We start from the raw sequence: 17,712 nt of genomic DNA on the forward strand, positions 1-17,712 counted from the left end.
CGCCTCCCGGCTGGGGATTTGTGGTGGTTCACCGGGGATCCAGCAGCAGGTGTTTATAAACGAACAACGACCGCAGATACAACGAGCGTCCCTACTCCACCGAATCCGACCGATCAGATCCGGTTCTCGCGCCCGGGGTCGACGTCGATAGCGTCCACCGGGCACACGTCCACGCACAGCATGCAGTCGATACACTGGTCCTCGTCGGCGGGGTTCGCCTTCCGCTCCGACTCGGGGTGGCCGGGCGTGTCGACCCACTCGAACACGTCGACCGGACAGTCCTCCAGACAGGCGCCGTCGGCGAGACAGATGTCGAAGTCGACGGCGACGTGCGTGCCGCGGATCCCCTGCTTCTCGGGCGGCTCGACGGGTCCCCAGACGGCGACGCCGTCCTCCTCGCCGACCTGTTCCCGGCTCTGTTCGAAGTTCGGATCGATGGCCATCGTTACCCCCGCTTCGCCGGTCGGGGGTTTAAACTCCGCGACGAAGGCGTTCGGTCGGCGGGGCGGAGCGACCGCCAGCGTCGCCGGGTCAGACGTGGGTCACGGGTGCGCGTAGTACGCCACGAGGTCCTCGGAGCCGTCCGGGCCGTCGTGCTCGTCGGTCGCCGCGGGGTCGAACGCGTCGATCCGGGCGAAGCCGACGCGGACGAACTGGACGACCGTGTCGGGGTCGACCGCGGGGAGCGCGGGCTCGGCGATCCCGCGCACGTCGCCGTCGACCGTGCGGAGGAGGGTTTCGAGGCCCTCGTCGGCGGGCGCCCAGTGGATCACGTCCACGTCGCCCTCGCGGACGATCTCGATGTCGGCGTCGAGGAAGACTAACCGGTCGCCCTCGTAGCGGACGGGGCCGTACCCCTTGAGCCAGACGCGCTCGCCCTCGGGGGGGAGGTCGGGAGACTCGACGACGACGCGGCCGGCGGGCACCTCGCGCTCGCCGCGGTCCGGGTGTTCGGGGTGGAATCGCGGGTGGCCGGCCTCGGGCGCGGGCGCGTCGCCGTCGACGACCGGGAGCTCCGCGGCGGGCGCGTCCTCGCGGTCCCGGACGAGGAAGTAGCGGTTCGCGTCGTCGTCGACCAGGTCGCGGTTGTTCGCGTAGACGGACGACATCGCGAGGTCGACGTCGGAGGTGGACATCCCGAGTTCGGTCATCGAGTCGACGAGCGCCCGCCCCTGAATCCCGCGGCGGCGCATCGACCGGATGGTCGGCGCGCGCGGGTCGTCCCAGCCGGTCAGCTCGCCGTCCGCGATGAGTTGCTTGATCGTCGACGTCGACAGCTTCACGTCGTACTCGTCGACCTGGACGTGGCCCCAGTGGAGCACCTCGGGGTACTCCCAGCCGAAGTAGTCGTAGACGAACCGCTGGCGCTTCGCGGAGTCCTGGAGGTCGATGCCGCGGATGATGTGGGTGACGCCCGTGAGGTGGTCGTCGACGCCGGACTGGAAGTCGAGCATGGGCCAACAGCGGTAGTCGGCCGCCTCCTCGCGCGGGTGCGGCGTGTCGATCATCCGGAAGGCGACCCAGTCGCGCAGCGCGGGGTTCTTGTGCTCGATATCGGTCCGCACGCGGAGCACCATCTCGCCGGCGCCGTACTCGCCGTCGACCATGGCATCGAACTCCTCGCGGACCGTCTCGGCGTCCTTCCCGCGGTGCGGACACGCCTCGCCCGCGTTCTTCAGCTCGGAGAAGTCGTCGCCGGAACACGAGCAGGTGTAGGCGCCGCCGAGGTCGATCAGCTCGCGGGCGTGGTCGTAGTACGTTTCCAGCCGGTCGGACGCGCGAATTACCCGGTCCGGCTCGAAGCCGAGGTACTCGATGTCCTCCAGGATGGCGTCGTACGCGTCCAAGTCGGGTCGCTTCGTCTCCGGGTCCGTGTCGTCGAACCGGCAGATGAACTCCCCGTCGTAGCGCTCCTTGTACGTCCCGATGACCGCGGGCATCCGGGCGTGGCCGACGTGCCACGGGCCGTTCGGGTTCGGCGCGGCGCGCATCACGACCGCGCCGTCCCCGGCGTTCGGGAGGTCGGGGAGGACGTGTTCGTCCGCCTCGTCGTCGGCCTCCAGCTCCGCGAGCTTCTCGGGCGCGAGCTCGCCGAGCCGCTCCCGGCGCTCGGCCTCGTCCATGCCGGCGACCCGGTTCACGACCGGCGCGACGACGCCCGGAATCTGGTCGCCGTGCGGTCTGAACTCGGGGTTCTCGCCCATCAGGGGACCCATGATAGCGCCCACGTCCGGGTCGCTGCCGTGTTTGAGCGCGTTGAACAGCGCGGCGGCCTCGCCGGCCGCCTCGACGCGCTCGCGGAGTTCGTCGTCCATGCCCGTCGGTTGTCGGGGTCGGCTCAAAAGCGCCGCGGAACGGCGGCCGACGGGAGATCGCCGTGCGAGGCGCGAACGGTGATGTCGGCGGGACGGTCGCGGCGGGGCCGCGGGTAGGGGTAATCGAAACCAGCGCGCGGACGAACTTAAACGACCGAGACCGTTCACGGCTCGACGGACGCGTTAGGGAGGCCTTACGCCCGTGAACGGTCGAGAGGCTTATCACGCCGGAGGCGCGATTTATGTAGTCGCGGTTCGCCGGGTTGATGTCGCGTCGCGCCGTGGGTGACGCATGAACACGGGCGCGACTCGGGGCGTCCTCCGGCCGGCGGAGGGGTCGGCGTGGTAGGACCCATGTCGGACGCGGAGCGCGACGCGGGGAACCGCAGGATCAAGCTCGGCTTCCTCCTCCTGGTGGCCGTCTCGCCGCCCCTCATCGCGCTCCAGTGGAGCCCGACGCCGCTGGAGTTGCTCGCCGCCCTCGGCGTCGGGCTCCTGCTGGGACTGCTGTTCGTGTGGTACCTCGGGCGGCTCGCGGGCGAGTTCACCGGCGGATCGCGGCGGCCGGGGCGACGCCGATAGACCGGCGCTTCCGGGGGAACGACCCCGGCTCGCGCCCCGGACTCAGTCCCCGTCGGCTCGCCGGGGTACCTCTCCGCCGACGGCGACGACCTCGCCCGCGCAGTCGCCGGCGACGGACCGCGACGACGACAGCGGGGAGACGCTCACCTCGCCCTCGACCGCCGCGAGCCGGTCCGACCCCGGGTCGTCGGCGACGTCGCCGCGGAGGAACTCCCGCCAGAAGCGGTCGCGCAACTCCATCCCCATCTCGCCGCGCCGCTCGCCGAACTCCCAGCCCTCCGGAACGTTCTCCTCGTCCGGCCCCTCCTCGCCCGGGCGGAATTCGATCACGTCGAAGCCGCGCGCGGGCTCCGTGATCCGATAGGTCGGGTCGCTCGCGGCCTCGTCGTCCGCGGCCGGGGCGTTGACGTTCAACACGTCGGCGTCGAACGGGAGCGCGACCGAGTCGCCGCCCTCCCCGTCGCTCGCGTCGCCCGCCGGCTCCTCCGCGCGGTCGAGCAGGTCGAGGACGGCCTCGGCGGCGAGCGCGAAGTCCTCGGCGGCGAGCGTCGGCGGGACGGGGAGGTTCCCGCGGTCGTACAGCGAGGCGGCGATCGCGGGCGTGCCGAGAAAGGCGGCCTCCATCGCGGCGCCGACCGTCCCGGACTGCCCGAGGATGTGCGCGCCGATGTTCGGCCCGTGGTTGCAGCCGGAGACGACGACGTCCGGGTCGAGCCCGAGCGCGACCTCGGCGACGGCGACGCAGTCGGCGGGGGTGCCCTCGACCGCGTAGCCGGCGTCCGTTTCGGCGTACTCTACGGTGGTCTCCCACCACGACCGAGCGCCGCCGACCCCGGACTGGTTCCGCTTCGGCGCGACGACCGTCACGTCGTGCTCGCGCGAGAGCGCGTCCGAGAGCGCCCGGATCCCGACGGCGTCGATCCCGTCGTCGTTGGTGAGGAGGATCTCGAGAGTCATGCGCGACACTGCGTCTGGCCGGGGGAAAACGTCGCCGGTCGCGGGCGATGAGAACGGGGGATCCGACGCGGGAACCGGCAGGCGTCGGGCGGGTGGTACTCCGGGGCGGTCAGCGGGAGGGGAACGGTAGAGCGGGGATCGTCGAGCGCGGAGCGACGGGCGCCGGCGACGGTCGGTCGGCGACGGTCAGTCCGCGGCGACGTGCGGCGTCGCCTCCGCCAGCTCCAGCACCTCGTCGAAGAAGCCGAGCGAGTCGTGCGGGCCGGGGTTCGCCTCGGGGTGGTACTGGCGGGTGATGACGTCGAGCTCCTCACTGTCGAGCCCCTCGACGGTGTCGTCGTTGACGTTCACCTGCGTCACCTCCAGCGGGCCGGTGTCGTCGACGGTGTAGCCGTGGTTCTGCGTCGTCATCACGACCCGCCCGGTGCGGAGGTCCCTGACGGGCTGGTTGACGCCGCGGTGGCCGAACATCATCTTCTCGGTCGAGCCGCCGAGCGCGCTCGTGATCACCTGCTGGCCGAGGCAGATGCCGGCCATCGGCAGCTCGCCGGCGAAGGCGTCGACGACCTCGTGGGCCGCGGCGAAGTTCTCCGGGTCGCCCGGGCCGTTCGAGACGAAGAGCACGTCGGGGTCGACCGCGGCGACGTCCTCGGGGGTCGCGTCGTACGGGAGCACGTGGACATCGGCCCCGCGCTCTGTGAGCGAGGAGATGATCGAGCCCTTCGCACCGCAGTCGAGCATCGCGACGTCGGCGGCGCCGCCGCCCTCGTGGACGGTCGGCTCCGACACGGACACCTGCGCGCCGATGTCGGTATGTGCGCTCATCGGCTCGCACGCTTCCATCTCCGCGACCGCGTCCTCGGGGGTCGCGTCCGGACCGGCGGCGATCCCGCAGGCCATCGCGCCCTCTTCGCGGACGGTCGTGACGATCTCGCGGGTGTCGACGTGGTCGACCGCCGGGACGCCCTCGCCGGCGAGCCATTCGGCGACGTCGTCGGTCAGCTCGCGGGCGATCGCCGCGCGGGGCTGGACCGATTCGGACTCGAACCGCTCGGTTCGGACGCCGTAGTTCCCGATCAGGGGGTACGAGAAGGTGAGGATCTGTTCGGCGTAGGAGGGGTCAGTGAGCGACTCCTCGTAGCCGGTGTACGCGGTCGTGAACACCAGTTCGCCACGGGTGCGCCCCGGCGCGCGGGCGCGCGCTTCGAGCACGCGTCCGTCGGCCAGCGCGATGTAGGCGTCCGACATTACGAGAAACGTACGCGTAAAGGGTAATAAATGCGTCGTTCGTAGATTCGTTACGATATTCGTAACGAGTAAGTCGCCGGGGGGAGTAGGTCGGGTATGGACGACCTCGACCGTCGGATCCTCTCGATCCTGCGACGGGACGCGCGAACTCCGTACACGGAGATCGCCGACCAAGTCGGCACCTCGGAGGGGACGGTGCGCAACCGCGTCGACCGCATGACCGAGGAGGGAGTCATCGAGCGGTTCACCGTCACGACCCGCACGGGCAACGTGAAGGCAATGATCGAGATCTCGGTGGAGATGAACGTCGACACCGCCGCGGTCGGCGAGCGCATGATCGGGTGGGAGGAGGTGGACTTCGTCTGGCAGGTGTCGGGCGAGGACGACATCGTCCTCGTCGTCGACGCCGTCGACACCCGCGCCGTCAACGAGCTCATCTCGCAGGCCCGCGAGATGGACGAGGTGAAGTCGACGAAGACGCGGCTCATTCTGGACGAACGACTCGGGTGATCCCGGCGAGGAGTTCCCGTCGGTCGAACCGCTAGCACCGTCGCTGACGGGTGAAAAAGAACGAGAGAGTTCGAGCGAGGGGCGCCCGTGCGTCGGTCGGAAGCGGCGGCCGCGACGCGTCTATTCGAGCGTAGCCTGGGTGACGAGGGTGTCGTCCTCCAGGTAGTGCTCGATGTGGTGGCCGTGCTCCTCGACGTCCATGAGGATGTCGCGGAGCTGCTCCTCGGTGTTGTAGTCGCCGAGGTTGTTGGCGAGCTGGATGTGCTCGCGGAGCATCTCGGTGATGTCGCCGAACATCTCCAGGTCGTTCTCCAGCCCCGTCCGGATGTCGTAGGCGTCGGCGTCTTCCGGGCTCACCGGCGCGTGCTCCTCGTAGTTCGCGCCGCCCGACAGCGGCACGCCGCCGAGCGCCTGCGCGCGCTCGGCGAGCACGTCTGCGCCTTCCTCGAGGTCCTCAGCGACCTCGCCGAGGTAGACGTGGATGTCGTGGAACTCGGCGCCCTCGACGAGCCAGTGGTGCTTCTTCACCTGGTGGTAGAGGACGTACGTCGCCGCGAGGTCGGTGTTGAGCGCGTCGACGAGCTGCTCGGCCTTCTCCTCGGGAACGCGTAGCGCTTCGCTCTCGTGAACGTCTCCGTAGCGTTGACGTGCCTCTTTCTGGGTACTCATGTCTACCTCTACGTACGCGCGTGGGGCACTTAACTGTTTCCACGATGGTAATCAGAATTCTATATATCGAAAAATATTTTCTCAGATCGCCCATATCAATGGCCACGTCACGGCGATCGGCGTGCGCCGTTCGGTCCGGGATCGCCGTCGGTCCCGCTCTTCGGGGCCAGCGCACCGGCGTCGGCCCCCTCCGAAAGGCGTGCTCGTCCGCCCGCGAAGGGAAACGTCTTAATGGACTACGCGCGCAGTTCGTGGTGTATGAGCAACGGCGACGACGACCCGGCCGACGCCTCCGAGGAGGCCGACGCCGCGGACGACGCGGAGGAGGGCGCCGGCGAGTCGACGGACGCGGCCGCCGCGCCGGCGCTTCCCGACGAAGCGACCGAGGAGTCCCTGAACGAGTACCTCGACGAGATCGCGGCGCTCCTCGACGACGCCGAGACCGAGGCGGACCTCGACGACGTCGACGCCCTCCTCGACGACGCCGAGACGGGGATCGAGGAGGCCGGCCTCCCCGAGCCGGATGAGGACGACGAGGACATCGACGACCCGCGCGGCGACCTCGAAGACCGCGTCGCCGAGCTGCGCGAGGGCGTCGAGGCGGCGCGCGGCCCCTACGCCGAGGACGTCGTCGACGCGATCGAGAGCGCCGAGGCGACGCTCGAAGGGACCGAGTGGACCGCCGCCGGCCGCGACGACGCGGCCGACGCGGTGAGCGCCTTCGTCGAGGCGGCCGCCGACGCGGTCGACGACGAGGTGGACGCGGACGCGATCGAGGCGGACCCGGACGCGATCGAGGCGGACCCGGACGGAGGCGACGAGAGCGACACCGACGGCGCGGCCGCCGACGCGGGCGACGAGGCCGAGAACGACGAGACCGGGGACGACGAGACCGACGACGCCGGCGCCAACGACGACCGCGTCACCGTTCTCGTCGCCGCGCTCGACGCCGTCGCGGCGGGCGTCGCGGACGCCGCCCTCGACCCCGACGACGACGCGGAGACGATCGCCGCGCTCGTCCAGGCGACGGACGACCTGGAGGCCGGCCTCGACGACGCCGAGGAGTGGGACGACTTGGAGACCCACGAGCAGCTCCGCGCGCAGGGGTACTACGACGTGCTCGGCCACTACAAGGACTTCCCGGTGGAGTGGGCCGCGCTGAAGGAGCACGAGACGCGCGGCAACGTCGACATGGTCCTGCTCGCGCTCGACTCGCTCACCTCCGATTTCATGGAGCGCCACTGCCTCGAAGCGTTCGAACGTATGGGCAAGCGCGGGAAGACCGAGGCCTCCGTGGAGGAGCTGCTCGGTCGCGCGGAGAAGCGCGACCAGTTCGCGATCCGCATCCTCGGGAAGATGGCCGCCGACGAGGCGACGGAGACCCTCGTGGGGTACGTCCCCGAGGAGTCGAACCCGCAGCTCCAGAAGGCGACGTTCAAGGCGCTCGGCGAGATCGGGGCGAGCGAGGCGGTCCAGCCGCTCGCGAACGCGCTCGTCGACGACGACACCGAGGAGCTCGTGCGTCCCCACGCGGCGCGCGCGCTCGGCCTCATCGGCGACGCCCGCGCGGTCGACCCGCTCGCGGACGTGCTCGCCGGCGACGGCTCTGACGACGTGCGCGCCGCGGCCGGCTGGGCGCTCCGCCAGATCGGCACCCGCGACGCCCTCGAGACCGTCGCTGAGTACGCCGACGAGCGGTCGTTTGTTATCTCCACCGAGGCCGAGAAGGCCGAGCGCTCGCTCGACGCGGCGTCGGCGACCGCCTGACTCGTCCGCCTGACCGTCGGGCGTCCCGCCCGACGCCTTTTATTCGATACCGCGGGCAGACCCCCCGTGTCAGTTGTGCCGTCCCGTCTCGCGACCGACTCGGCCACCAGCGTCGTCGCCGCCGTCGCGAGCGTCGCCGCCGTCGCGCTCGGGCTACTCGTCCTGACGGCCGCCGCGACCGGCGCGGCAGCGGCGGATGACGCCGGCAACGACTCGATCGCCGACGTCGATCGATCGAGCGACGAGCCGCGGAACCGGACCCTCGTGGCGGAGCAGCCGCGGATCCTCGAGCTGTTCCCGAACCCGACGGCGGCGGAGAACCGCGGTGAGTACCTCGTCGTCCGGCTCCCGGAGCGCGGGAACTGGTCGCTCTCTGACGGCTACTACGAGGCGGACATCCCGGCGGACGCGAGGGGGGTCGTCGCCCTGTCGAACGACCCCGCGAACACGACGCCGCTGCTCGACGACGAGACCGCAGTCGGTGTCTACGGCGCCCACGACGACGGCGCCGGAACCCCCGAACTCCGCGCGCTCGACGGCCACTTCCCGCTGGCCGCGTCCGGCGACCGGATCGCGCTCCGTCGGAACGGGACGGCGGTCGCCGTGGTCGACTACGACCGCGCGCCCGAGGGGCATCGATGGCGTGCGGACTGGGGCGAGTGGCGGCCGCGGGGGTACGATCCGCGGCCCGCGGTCCGAACGGGAGACGCCACCGTGACCCCGTTCGTGCTACCGGACAGCCCGGGGCGGCCCGTCGAGCCGCTCCGCGAGGCCGAGGACCGCCTGCTGCTCGCCGGCTACACGCTGGGGTCCGAGCGCGTCGTCGACCTGCTCGTCGCCGCCGCCGACCGCGGCGTCGAGGCCCGCGTCCTCGTCGAGGGGTCGCCGGTGGGCGGGTTCTCCGCGCGGAGCGCCCGGCTCCTCGACCGGGTCGCCGCCGCCGGCGTCGAGGTGCGCGTCCTCGACGGCGACCCCGAGCGGTTCCGCTTCCATCACGCGAAGTACGCCGTCGCGGACGACCGCGCGGTGGTCCTCACGGAGAACTGGAAGGCCTCGGGCACCGGCGGCCGGACCAACCGCGGGTGGGGCGTCGTCACCGGGACGCCGCGGTCCGCGACCGCCGGCGCGACGGCCGCGGACGACCTCGCCGCCCTGTTCCGCGCCGACGCCGCGGCGCCCGACGCGCGGTCGTGGGCGGCCTTCCGCGCCGACGCCGAGTTCCACGACGGGGGCGTCGCGAACGGGAGCTACCCGACGCGGTTCGAGGCGCCGACGCCGAGGGCCGCGGAGGTCGAGCTCCTGACGACGCCCGGGAACGCCGCCGACCGGCTGGTCGCCCGGATCGACGCCGCCGACGACCGGGTGCTGGCGCTGGTTCCGCGGACGGGCGGCCCGGACAACCGGCTCGTCCGGGCGCTCCGGCGGGCGGCCGACCGCGGCGTCGACGTCCACCTGCTGCTGTCGAACGCGTGGTACGACCGGGAGGAGAACCGCGCGCTCGCCGAGTCGCTCGCGGACGAGCCGATCGCGGTCGCCGTCGCGGAGCCGCGCGGCCGGTACGGGAAGGTCCACGCGAAGGGAGTCGTGATCGACGACGCCGCGGTCGTCGGGAGCCTCAACTGGAACGCGGGCGCCGCGACGGAGAACAGAGAGGTGTTGCTCGCGGTCGAGAGCGAGGCCGTGGCCGACTTCTACGCTCGCGCCTACGCGGCCGACTGGCGCGGCGGCGGGGTCCACCTGCCGGTCGGGTTCGCGGGCGGACTCGCGGTCGTCGTCGCCGGCGCCGGCCTCGTCGCGCGCCGGGAGGTGACCTTCGCGTGACTCCCGCGGGGGATCGCCCTGAAGAGCGCCTCAGTCGTCGAGCGCGGCCGTCGACGAGAGCGCCTCGTCGATCTCCGCCTCGGCCATCTTCTCGACGAGGGCCTCGATGACCGCGCTCCGGCGGCCCTTCACGAACTTGATCGAGCCGACGACGAGGTGGCCGCCGCCGGAGACGCCGGCCTCCGGGAGTTCCTCGTTCAGCTCGGTCACCATGTTCGGGATGTCGAGCCGGACCCCGTCGGACCGGAGCACGCAGAAGTCGGGGCCGTAGCCGATCGTGATGACGGGGTCGCCCGTCTCCGTGACGCGGGCGTCGTGGAGCTCGCCGGTCGTCTTGCCGGGCGCCGGGTAGGTGAACCGGTGGGCGTACTCGTCGAGGTCGATCCGGTAGAGGTGCGCGCCGGAGGCGAGCCGCTCGTGCTCGACGTGGTCGTCGAGCGCGTCGAGCTGGCGGTCGACGTCGCGCTCGGCGCGCTCGGAGAGGAACTCGACCAGCTCCTCGTGGCGCCCTTCGTCCTCGCAGCCCACGTTCAGCGCGTCGTTGACGAGTGTCTTCCCCTCGGAGTAGCGCAGCCAGTGGGCGGCGTAGTCGAGCGCCTCGCCGATATCGAGCAGGTCGGACTCGTCGTAGCCCGCGTTCTCGGCGAGCGCGATGTAATCGTCCATCGCCTCGGCCTTCGAGCGGTCGGAGAGCTCGGCGACCGCGGGGACGTGTTCGAGCTCCTCGGTGATCGACGGGTCGATCAGCCGGGCGAGCTCGACGCACATCATCCCCGTCGTGACCCGGTAGTCCTCGCCGTGGAGGTAGGGGTTGACGTGGGCGTCGAGCAGCGGCTCGACCGCCTCTGGGTCGGGGTGGTGGTGGTCGACGGCCGCGATGGGGATGTCGTAGTGCGCGAGGTTCTCGTAGGCCGGGACGTCCTCCTCGGTCGACCCGTTGTCGAGCATCAGCAGGAAGGGGAGCTTCTGGCCGTGGCGGGCTCGGCCCTCCAGCGCGAAGTTGAGGTCGCGGGTCACGTCCTCCATCTCGTAGTACGGCGCCTTGCTCGGGAGCCGCTTGAACAGGTGACGCGCCGCGTCGGGGTCCTCGTGGACCTCCTGGACGAAGTTCTCTAAGGCGAGCTGGACCGGGATCGCCGCGCACATGCCGTCGCCGTCGGCGTGGTGGCGGACGCGGATCGGGCGCCCGGAGAGGACGGTCCGGCGGAGGAGCCGGGCCAGCTCGCGCAGGTCCTCGTGGATCGGCTCGAACGCGTCCCACTCGACGAGCGGGTCGACGTCGGCCGGCGCGGCCCGCTCGTCGAGGGCGGCCTCGAACTGCTCGCGGGCCTCCGCGGCGCGCTCGTCGGGAAGTCGCTTCAGCGAGTCGACCTCCAGCTGGAGGGCGTTCTCGCGGGTCTCGACGGCGCCGCTGACGTGGACCATGTCACCGACGGAGATCTCCGGGTACGCGCGGACGCCGGCCTCCTCGAAGGCGGCGCAGGAGACGACGCCGGAGGCGTCGGCGACGGCGAAGATCGTCGGGCCGCCGGTCTGTTTCGCCTGGACGACCTCGCCCTCGACGGTGACCTCGTCGCCGGGCGAGAGCCCGCGGACGCGGGAGATGGTCGGCTCGTGGGCGACGGTCTCGGTTCGGTAGTCGTCGACGGCCTCGTCGTCGAACGCGACGTCGCCGTTCTCCTTCACTTCGGTCAGCCGGACGACCAGCCGGTCGCCGACCGCGTAGTCGCCGTCGAGGTTCGACTCGTGGACGAGCCCAGAAAGGGCGTCCGAGACGTCGACGAAGACGCCGTAGTCGACGACGCCGTTGACCTCGGCGTGGTACAGCGCGTCGGTCTCGGCGTCTTCGAGGGTGCAGTCGGGCGCCAGGTCGTAGACGGTCGGCCGGTCGTCGGCCGCCCCCTTCGCCGCGGCGGCGTCGGGTTCGGGGCTCGAATCGCCCCGCGTGCCGGAATCCCCGGCGGAGTTCTCGCTCATGTAACGGTATCGGGAACGGCCGGTGTTAAGGCTGTTCTCTCGCGTCTCGGCCGGTCTCGACGCGCGAGGCGGTGCCGCGCGATCGCCCCCGTCGTCGAGTGCGGCGCGAGCGCGCCGTCGCGCGGTCCGGAACCCCTATGAGGCGACGGCGCCTTCGCTGGCGTATGCGACTGTTCCGCTCGGGCGAGCTCCTCGGGATCGCCCGAGAGACGATGGAGTTCGTCCTCGAGGCGAGCGAGGAGACCCACCCCAACGAGTACATGGGGTTCCTCCGCGCGGACGACGCCCGGAAGCTCGATATCGACCGAGACGGACAGGTGATCACCGACGTGCTCGTCATCCCGGGCACCGAGTCGAACCCGACGAGCGCGAGCGTGCGCACCCACATGAAGCCGAACGACATGCGGGCCGTGGGGTCCGTCCACTCGCACCCGAACGGGGCGCTCCGACCGAGCGCGGCCGACCTGGCGACGTTCGGGCAGGGCGAGGTCCATATCATCGTCGGCGCGCCGTACGGCTGGGGCGACTGGAAGGCGTTCGACAACGAGGGGAACCAGACGACCCTCGACGTGCTCGACGTGGAGGTGCCCGACGAGCACTTCTTCGATTTTACCCAGGAGGACATCGACGCGGAGATCGTCGAGGAGAACCGCGACGGCGGCGGCTTCCTCTCGTGGTTCAGATGACGCGGGTCGTCGCGCAGGGGACGTTCGACCTGCTCCACCCCGGCCACGTCCACTACCTCGAGGACGCGGCGGCGCGCGGCGACGAGCTCCACGCCATCGTCGCCCGCCGCGCCAACGTCACGCACAAGCCCGAGCCGATCCTCTGCGCCCGCCAGCGGCGCGACATGGTGGCCGCCCTCGACGCGGTCGACGAGGCGCACCTCGGGGACCCGGAGGACGTGTTCGTCCCGATCGAGCGGCTCGACCCGGACGTGATCGTGCTGGGCTACGACCAGCACCACGACGAGGCGGGGATCGCCGAGGCGCTCGCCGCCCGCGACATCGACTGCCGCGTCGAGCGGGCGTCGGGGCGGGAGCCGCGGTACGACGAGGAGCTGCTCTCCAGCGGCGACATCGTCGACCACGTCCTCCGGCGGCGCGGGCGGTCGGCCGAGGGCGACGAGGACGGTCGCCGATAACCGGCGGCGGGCGGTGAGGCGTCCCGATCCCGGCGGATCCGCCGAAGCGCGGGACATATATGGATCCGCACCCAAATTCGTGCAAGTGACGATACCCGACCGATTCCCCGCGGTCCTCGCGGCGACGGCGATGGGCGTGTACCTCCTGCTCGTCGTCGGCGCCACGACCTCGCTCACGGAGGCGGCGGCCGCCTGCTCCGGCTGGCCGCTCTGCGGCGGCGGGGCCGCGCTCCCTAGCGAGACCGCCGGCTGGATCGCGCTCGGCCACCGGGCGGTCGCCGCCGTCGTCGGCGCCCTCGTGGTCCTGTCGGTCGCGCTCGCGTGGCGCGACGGGGCGAGCCGTCGCGTCCGCGGCGCCCTCGCGGCCGCCCTCCTGCTGTTCCCGGCGCAGGCCGGCGTCGGCGCGCTCGTCGCCCTCGGCGATCTCCCCGCCTCGCTGGGGCCCGTCCACCTCCTGCTGGGCGTGACGATCTTCGGCGCCGTCCTGGCCGCGCTCGCGTGGTGGCTGGAGGCCGAGACCGGCGTCGCCGACGACGCTCCCGTCGACTTCCAGCCGGGGACGGACGACCTCCCGCCGGTCGAAGAGGCGCCGGAGGCCGAGGTGCCGACGGCGACGGTGCCGCGGCTGAAGGCGACCGCGGCCGCCTACTTCCGGCTGATGAAGCCCCGCCTGATGTGGCTGCTCTGCCTCGTCGCCGCCGCGGCGATGGCGCTGGCCGGGGGGTCGGGGTTCACCCCGTACGTCGTGGCCGCGACGCTCGCGGGCGGCGCGCTCTCGATCGGCGCCTCCGGGACGTTCAACCACGTCTTCGAGCGCGACATCGACAGGCGGATGCAGCGGACCAACGACCGCCCGCTGGCGACCGACCTCGTCCCGGTGCGCAACGCGCTCGCGTTCGGGCTGTCGCTGGCGGCCGTCTCCCTCGGCCTCTTCTGGACGGTGAACCCGTTGACGGCCGTCCTCGGGCTGGTCGCGATCCTGTTCTACAGCGTCGTCTACACGCTCGTGTTGAAGCCGAACACGGTGCAGAACACCGTCATCGGCGGCGCGGCGGGCGCGCTCCCGGCGCTCATCGGCTGGGCGGCGGTGACCGGCGAGGTCGGCGGCGGCGGGCTGCTGCTCGCGCTGGTCATCTTCCTGTGGACGCCCGCGCACTTCTACAACCTCGCGTTGGCCTACAAGGACGACTACGAGCGCGGCGGCTTCCCGATGATGCCCGTCGTCCGCGGCGAGACGGCGACGCGCCGGCACATCGTCTGGTACCTCGGCGCGACCCTCGTCGCGGCGGTCGCGCTCGCGGCCGTCGCCGAGCCGCTCGGCGCGCTCTACGCCGCGGTCGGCGTCGCCCTCGGCGCGGTGTTCCTGTGGGCGGTCGTCCGGCTGCACTACGAGCAGACGGAATCGGCGGCGTTCCGCGCGTTCCACGCCTCGAACGCCTACCTCGGCCTGCTGCTGTTCGCCGTCGTCTTCGACGCGCTCGTGGTCTGACGAGGGAGAGACGAGGAGGCGAGCGCACCGCGCGGACTTAACCCCGTTCGGCGCGAACCGAGACCCGTATGACCCGAGTCGAGGTCGAGTACTGCGTACCGTGCGGCATGTTGAACCGCGCTCAGGACGTCTCGGCGGCGCTGCTCAAACAGTTCGGCGAAGAGCTCGACGAGGTCGCGCTGATCACCGGCGACGACGGCGTGTTCGTCGTCCGCGCGGGCGGCGAGGTCGTCTTCGACAAGACCGAAGACGAGTACGACGTCGACGCCATCGTGCGCGCCGTCAGGCCGCACGTCGGCGCGACGGCGTGACGGGTCGTCACTCGTCGGTATAGACCGCCCGCGCCGAGTTCGTCACCACGAGGACGCTGCTCGTCGCCATCGCCAGCGCGGCGAGCAGGGGGTTGAGCACGCCGGCGAGCGCCATCGGGATCGCCGCCGCGTTGTAGGCGAACGCCCAGCCGAGGTTCTGTCTGAGCCGCCGGTTCGTCCCGCGCGTGACCGCGAACAACTCCGGGATCGCCGCAAGGCGGTCCTCCAGGAGGACGGCGTCCGCGGCGTCGGCCGCCAGGTCGGTCCCGCTCGCGATCGAGACGCCGAGGTCGGCCGCGGCGAGCGCGGGGGCGTCGTTGCTCCCGTCGCCGACCATGGCGACGCGCTCAGTCGCCGCGATCCGTCTGACCGTCTCCGCCTTCGCCTCCGGGGGCACCGCCGCGAAGACCTCGTCGACGGCCGGGTGGTCCTCGAACCGCCGGGCCGCTTCGGGCGCGTCGCCCGTGAGCACCACGACGCGTCGCCCGCCCTCGGCGAGGTCGGCGACGACCTCGCTCCAGCCGTCTCGGACTTCGTCGCCGACGGCGAGGACGCCGACGGCCGCGCCCGCCCAGCCGACGAAGACGGGAACGCGCCCGTCCGCCCGGGCCGCCTCGCCGGCCGCGTCCAGCGACGCCGGCACGGCCCACGCCGCCCCGTCGAACAGCGACCGGTGACCGACGACGACCGCGTCGCCGTCGATCCGGCCGCGGACGCCCCGGTCCGAGACGGTCACGTCGGTGACGGAGATGTCGGCGACCGACGGGGGCGCGTCGTCGTCCCCGTCGTCGGGAGCGCTCGTTCCGGCCGCCCGCGCCGCGCCGCCGTCGGTCGCGGGCGTCGGATCGGCCGCGTCGACCGCGTCGTCCGCGGCCGCGACGATCGCCTCCGCGATCGGGTGTGCGGAGGCGCGCTCGACCGCCGCCGCCCGGCGGCGCACCTCGTCGGGCGACGCGCCCTCGGTGACCGTGTCGACGAGCCGCATCTCGCCGTCGGTGAGCGTGCCTGTCTTGTCGAGCACCACGGTGTCGACGTCGGCCGCCTCCTCGAAGACGGCGTCCGAGACGATCACGATCCCGCGCCGGGCCGCGTCGCGGATCCCGGCGGCGATCGCGAGGGGGGTCGCGAGCCCCAGCGCGCACGGGCACGAGACGATGAGCACCGTGAGCCCGACCAGCGCGGCGTCGACGGGCGCCGCCCCGAGCGCGAACGTGGCGCCGGCCCCGACGACGGCGACCGCGACGACGAGCGGGACGAAGGCGGTCGCGAGCCGGTCGACGAGCCGCTGAACGCCCGATCGCGAGCTCTGGATCTCCCACAGCAGCCGCACGAGTGTGTCGAGCGTGCTCGTCGCGTCCTCACCGACCTCGACGACGACCGGCGCGTCGGTGACGACGGTGCCCCCGCGGACCGCGTCGCCCTCCCGCTTCGTCGCCGGGAGCGACTCGCCCGTGACGAGCGCCTCGTCGACGGCGGCGGTCCCCTCGGCGACCGTCCCGTCGAAGGGGACGCGCTCGCCGGGGCGCACGAGGAGCCGGTCACCGGGATCGACCGCCTCGGCCGCGACGGTCTCGCCGGACTCGGTGCGGACCGTCCGGTCGCCGGCGGTCGTCAGCTCGGAGAGCATCCCGGTCGCGCGCCGCTTGATCAGCGACTCGTAGCGGTTGCCGGCGGTGACGACCAGGATCACGGCGATCGTCACGTCGAAGTAGAGGTCGGTGCGGCCGACGAGCAGCGCGAGCGTGCTGTACGCGTACGAGCTCCCCGCCGCCAGCGACACCAGCAGGTCCATGTTCGGCCGCCGCGCTCGGAGGCTCACGTAGGCGCCCCGCAGGATCGGGTAGCCGGTGTAAAAGAGGACGATCGAGGCGAACACCCACACCTGCGCGAACAGGTACGTGCCCGAGACGCCGCCGAGGTCGACGATCGGCTCGTACCCGAAGTAGGTCGGATAGAGGAAGAGGACGTACCACAGCATCGCCATCATCCCGAAGAAGCCGCCGCCGATCAGGAAGCGGACGACGCCGTCGTCGCCGGCGTCGTCGGGGTCGGCCCGGTCGCTCGCGGTGTACCCCGCGACGGAGAGCCCCTCGGCGAGCTCGTCGGCGCTCACGACGTCGGGGTCGTAATCGACGCGGACCGTGTCGGTGGCGTAGCTCGCCTCGGCGGCCGCGACGCCCTCGCGCTCGCCAGCGGTCAGTTCCAGGAACGACTCGCAGGTCGCGCAGTGCATCCCGTCGACGTGGAGGAACGCCGTCTCGCCGTCGAACGCCTCGTCGGGCTCCGCCTCGGGGCGTCGCTCGTCGAGCTCCTCGCGGTCGTCGACATCGTCCAGCGACCTGGCGACGGCGAGGCAGCCGCGACAGCAGAACTCGCCGTCGACGTCGGGAGCGGTGTGGGGGTCGTCCCCGGTCGGGAGGTCACAGAGGGTGCAGTGCGACATGGGTGGAGATGGGCGCTCGGCGCCGCGTCCTACGCCTCGTCGGGTCCGCTCGCGTCTGATCCGTTCGCGTCCGGACTGAACCGCCGGGAGCCGCCGGTCGCGACCCGGAGGCTCCCGTAGATTATCAGGACGTTGATCAGCGTGACGCCGACGACAATCGCCGCGCGGTCGACGAGGAACACCGCTGCCGGGACGAGGCCGCCCAACACGAGGAGCAGGGCCCGCTGGAGTGTGAAGTTCATACCCGAACGTGGCGCGGTCACGTCATAGATAACGGCAAGATTCCCACGGCTTGGGAACGGATGAATCGTATATATTCGGGTGTGAACTACCGCGATCCATGGGACAAACCGAGACCGCACGCAACGCGACGGGCGAGGCGGGCGGTGAGGGGGACGCGGAGTTCGATCCGATCGGGACGCTCACGCTCATCGGGATCTACTTCGTCATCCTGCTGCTCGCGTGGGTGTACATCTATT

16 protein-coding genes are annotated in these 17,712 nt (G+C 71.8%); 8 read left to right on the plus strand and 8 right to left on the minus strand.

Going from position 1 to position 17,712, the window contains the following annotated elements; all coding sequences use genetic code 11:
* Positions 1–113 precede the first annotated feature (113 nt).
* Both SD626R_RS15015 and SD626R_RS15020 read right to left on the minus strand, forming a co-directional pair.
* Positions 114–443, minus strand: a complete 330-nt coding sequence (locus tag SD626R_RS15015; protein ID WP_092567127.1) for a 4Fe-4S dicluster domain-containing protein — start codon at positions 441–443, stop codon at positions 114–116.
* 99 nt (positions 444–542) lie between these two features.
* Positions 543–2,315: a glutamate--tRNA ligase gene (locus SD626R_RS15020; RefSeq protein ID WP_092567128.1), complete on the minus strand. Its 1,773-nt coding sequence runs from the start codon at positions 2,313–2,315 to the stop codon at positions 543–545.
* Between the two features lie 354 nt (positions 2,316–2,669).
* On the opposite strand from SD626R_RS15020, the gene SD626R_RS15025 reads away from it, so the two are divergent.
* Positions 2,670–2,897, plus strand: a complete 228-nt coding sequence (locus tag SD626R_RS15025; protein ID WP_092567129.1) for a hypothetical protein — start codon at positions 2,670–2,672, stop codon at positions 2,895–2,897.
* Between the two features lie 42 nt (positions 2,898–2,939).
* On the opposite strand, the gene surE is transcribed toward SD626R_RS15025, so the two are convergent.
* Both surE and carA read right to left on the minus strand, forming a co-directional pair.
* Positions 2,940–3,854: a 5'/3'-nucleotidase SurE gene (surE, locus tag SD626R_RS15030; protein ID WP_092567130.1), complete on the minus strand. Its 915-nt coding sequence runs from the start codon at positions 3,852–3,854 to the stop codon at positions 2,940–2,942.
* 186 nt (positions 3,855–4,040) lie between these two features.
* Positions 4,041–5,102, minus strand: coding sequence for a glutamine-hydrolyzing carbamoyl-phosphate synthase small subunit (gene carA, locus SD626R_RS15035; protein WP_092567131.1), 1,062 nt, complete (start codon positions 5,100–5,102; stop codon positions 4,041–4,043).
* Positions 5,103–5,198: 96 nt separating this feature from the next.
* Here carA and SD626R_RS15040 point away from each other — a divergent pair, with 96 nt between their 5' ends.
* On the plus strand, positions 5,199–5,612 hold the full coding sequence (locus SD626R_RS15040) for an Lrp/AsnC family transcriptional regulator (RefSeq protein ID WP_092567132.1): 414 nt from the start codon (positions 5,199–5,201) through the stop codon (positions 5,610–5,612).
* A gap of 120 nt (positions 5,613–5,732) precedes the next feature.
* On the opposite strand, the gene dpsA is transcribed toward SD626R_RS15040, so the two are convergent.
* On the minus strand, positions 5,733–6,281 hold the full coding sequence (gene dpsA, locus SD626R_RS15045) for a DNA starvation/stationary phase protection protein DpsA (RefSeq protein ID WP_092567133.1): 549 nt from the start codon (positions 6,279–6,281) through the stop codon (positions 5,733–5,735).
* A gap of 258 nt (positions 6,282–6,539) precedes the next feature.
* On the opposite strand from dpsA, the gene SD626R_RS15050 reads away from it, so the two are divergent.
* Positions 6,540–8,048, plus strand: coding sequence for a HEAT repeat domain-containing protein (locus tag SD626R_RS15050; RefSeq protein ID WP_092567134.1), 1,509 nt, complete (start codon positions 6,540–6,542; stop codon positions 8,046–8,048).
* 66 nt (positions 8,049–8,114) lie between these two features.
* Positions 8,115–9,869 (plus strand): phospholipase D-like domain-containing protein, encoded by a 1,755-nt coding sequence (locus tag SD626R_RS15055; RefSeq protein WP_241996807.1) that lies wholly within the window; start codon positions 8,115–8,117, stop codon positions 9,867–9,869.
* A gap of 30 nt (positions 9,870–9,899) precedes the next feature.
* On the opposite strand, the gene SD626R_RS15060 is transcribed toward SD626R_RS15055, so the two are convergent.
* On the minus strand, positions 9,900–11,846 hold the full coding sequence (locus tag SD626R_RS15060; RefSeq protein ID WP_092567135.1) for a Hef-associated nuclease: 1,947 nt from the start codon (positions 11,844–11,846) through the stop codon (positions 9,900–9,902).
* Between the two features lie 164 nt (positions 11,847–12,010).
* Here SD626R_RS15060 and SD626R_RS15065 point away from each other — a divergent pair, with 164 nt between their 5' ends.
* The 4 genes from SD626R_RS15065 (at position 12,011) to SD626R_RS15080 (ending at position 14,790) form a co-directional block, all read left to right on the plus strand.
* On the plus strand, positions 12,011–12,532 hold the full coding sequence (locus SD626R_RS15065) for a Mov34/MPN/PAD-1 family protein (RefSeq protein WP_092567136.1): 522 nt from the start codon (positions 12,011–12,013) through the stop codon (positions 12,530–12,532).
* Positions 12,529–12,990: an FAD synthase family protein gene (locus tag SD626R_RS15070; RefSeq protein WP_092567137.1), complete on the plus strand. Its 462-nt coding sequence runs from the start codon at positions 12,529–12,531 to the stop codon at positions 12,988–12,990. Before SD626R_RS15065 ends, SD626R_RS15070 begins: the two co-directional genes overlap by 4 nt.
* 85 nt (positions 12,991–13,075) lie before the next feature.
* Complete coding sequence (locus SD626R_RS15075; protein WP_092567138.1) at positions 13,076–14,479, plus strand: heme o synthase; 1,404 nt, start codon at positions 13,076–13,078, stop codon at positions 14,477–14,479.
* A 68-nt stretch (positions 14,480–14,547) separates the two neighbouring features.
* Positions 14,548–14,790 (plus strand): Rdx family protein, encoded by a 243-nt coding sequence (locus SD626R_RS15080; protein ID WP_092567139.1) that lies wholly within the window; start codon positions 14,548–14,550, stop codon positions 14,788–14,790.
* 7 nt (positions 14,791–14,797) lie between these two features.
* Here SD626R_RS15080 and SD626R_RS15085 read toward each other — a convergent pair whose 3' ends face one another.
* Together SD626R_RS15085 and SD626R_RS15090 are read right to left on the minus strand one after the other, a co-directional pair.
* Positions 14,798–17,233: a heavy metal translocating P-type ATPase gene (locus SD626R_RS15085; protein ID WP_092567140.1), complete on the minus strand. Its 2,436-nt coding sequence runs from the start codon at positions 17,231–17,233 to the stop codon at positions 14,798–14,800.
* A gap of 29 nt (positions 17,234–17,262) precedes the next feature.
* Positions 17,263–17,475: a DUF8131 family protein gene (locus tag SD626R_RS15090; protein WP_092567141.1), complete on the minus strand. Its 213-nt coding sequence runs from the start codon at positions 17,473–17,475 to the stop codon at positions 17,263–17,265.
* Positions 17,476–17,712 lie beyond the last annotated feature (237 nt).

This window comes from Halorubrum sp. SD626R, assembly GCF_001261915.1.
Taxonomy (GTDB): Archaea; Halobacteriota; Halobacteria; order Halobacteriales; family Haloferacaceae; genus Halorubrum.

Excerpts from the sequence above, each read along its gene's own strand:
- SD626R_RS15015 (WP_092567127.1), bottom strand. The coding sequence starts at position 443 with ATGGCCATCGATCCGAACTTCGAACAGAGCCGGGAACAGGTCGGCGAG.
- SD626R_RS15020 (WP_092567128.1), bottom strand. The coding sequence starts at position 2,315 with ATGGACGACGAACTCCGCGAGCGCGTCGAGGCGGCCGGCGAGGCCGCC.
- SD626R_RS15025 (WP_092567129.1), top strand. The coding sequence starts at position 2,670 with ATGTCGGACGCGGAGCGCGACGCGGGGAACCGCAGGATCAAGCTCGGC.
- surE (WP_092567130.1), bottom strand. The coding sequence starts at position 3,854 with ATGACTCTCGAGATCCTCCTCACCAACGACGACGGGATCGACGCCGTC.
- carA (WP_092567131.1), bottom strand. The coding sequence starts at position 5,102 with ATGTCGGACGCCTACATCGCGCTGGCCGACGGACGCGTGCTCGAAGCG.
- SD626R_RS15040 (WP_092567132.1), top strand. The coding sequence starts at position 5,199 with ATGGACGACCTCGACCGTCGGATCCTCTCGATCCTGCGACGGGACGCG.
- dpsA (WP_092567133.1), bottom strand. The coding sequence starts at position 6,281 with ATGAGTACCCAGAAAGAGGCACGTCAACGCTACGGAGACGTTCACGAG.
- SD626R_RS15050 (WP_092567134.1), top strand. The coding sequence starts at position 6,540 with ATGAGCAACGGCGACGACGACCCGGCCGACGCCTCCGAGGAGGCCGAC.
- SD626R_RS15060 (WP_092567135.1), bottom strand. The coding sequence starts at position 11,846 with ATGAGCGAGAACTCCGCCGGGGATTCCGGCACGCGGGGCGATTCGAGC.
- SD626R_RS15065 (WP_092567136.1), top strand. The coding sequence starts at position 12,011 with ATGCGACTGTTCCGCTCGGGCGAGCTCCTCGGGATCGCCCGAGAGACG.
- SD626R_RS15070 (WP_092567137.1), top strand. The coding sequence starts at position 12,529 with ATGACGCGGGTCGTCGCGCAGGGGACGTTCGACCTGCTCCACCCCGGC.
- SD626R_RS15080 (WP_092567139.1), top strand. The coding sequence starts at position 14,548 with ATGACCCGAGTCGAGGTCGAGTACTGCGTACCGTGCGGCATGTTGAAC.
- SD626R_RS15085 (WP_092567140.1), bottom strand. The coding sequence starts at position 17,233 with ATGTCGCACTGCACCCTCTGTGACCTCCCGACCGGGGACGACCCCCAC.
- SD626R_RS15090 (WP_092567141.1), bottom strand. The coding sequence starts at position 17,475 with ATGAACTTCACACTCCAGCGGGCCCTGCTCCTCGTGTTGGGCGGCCTC.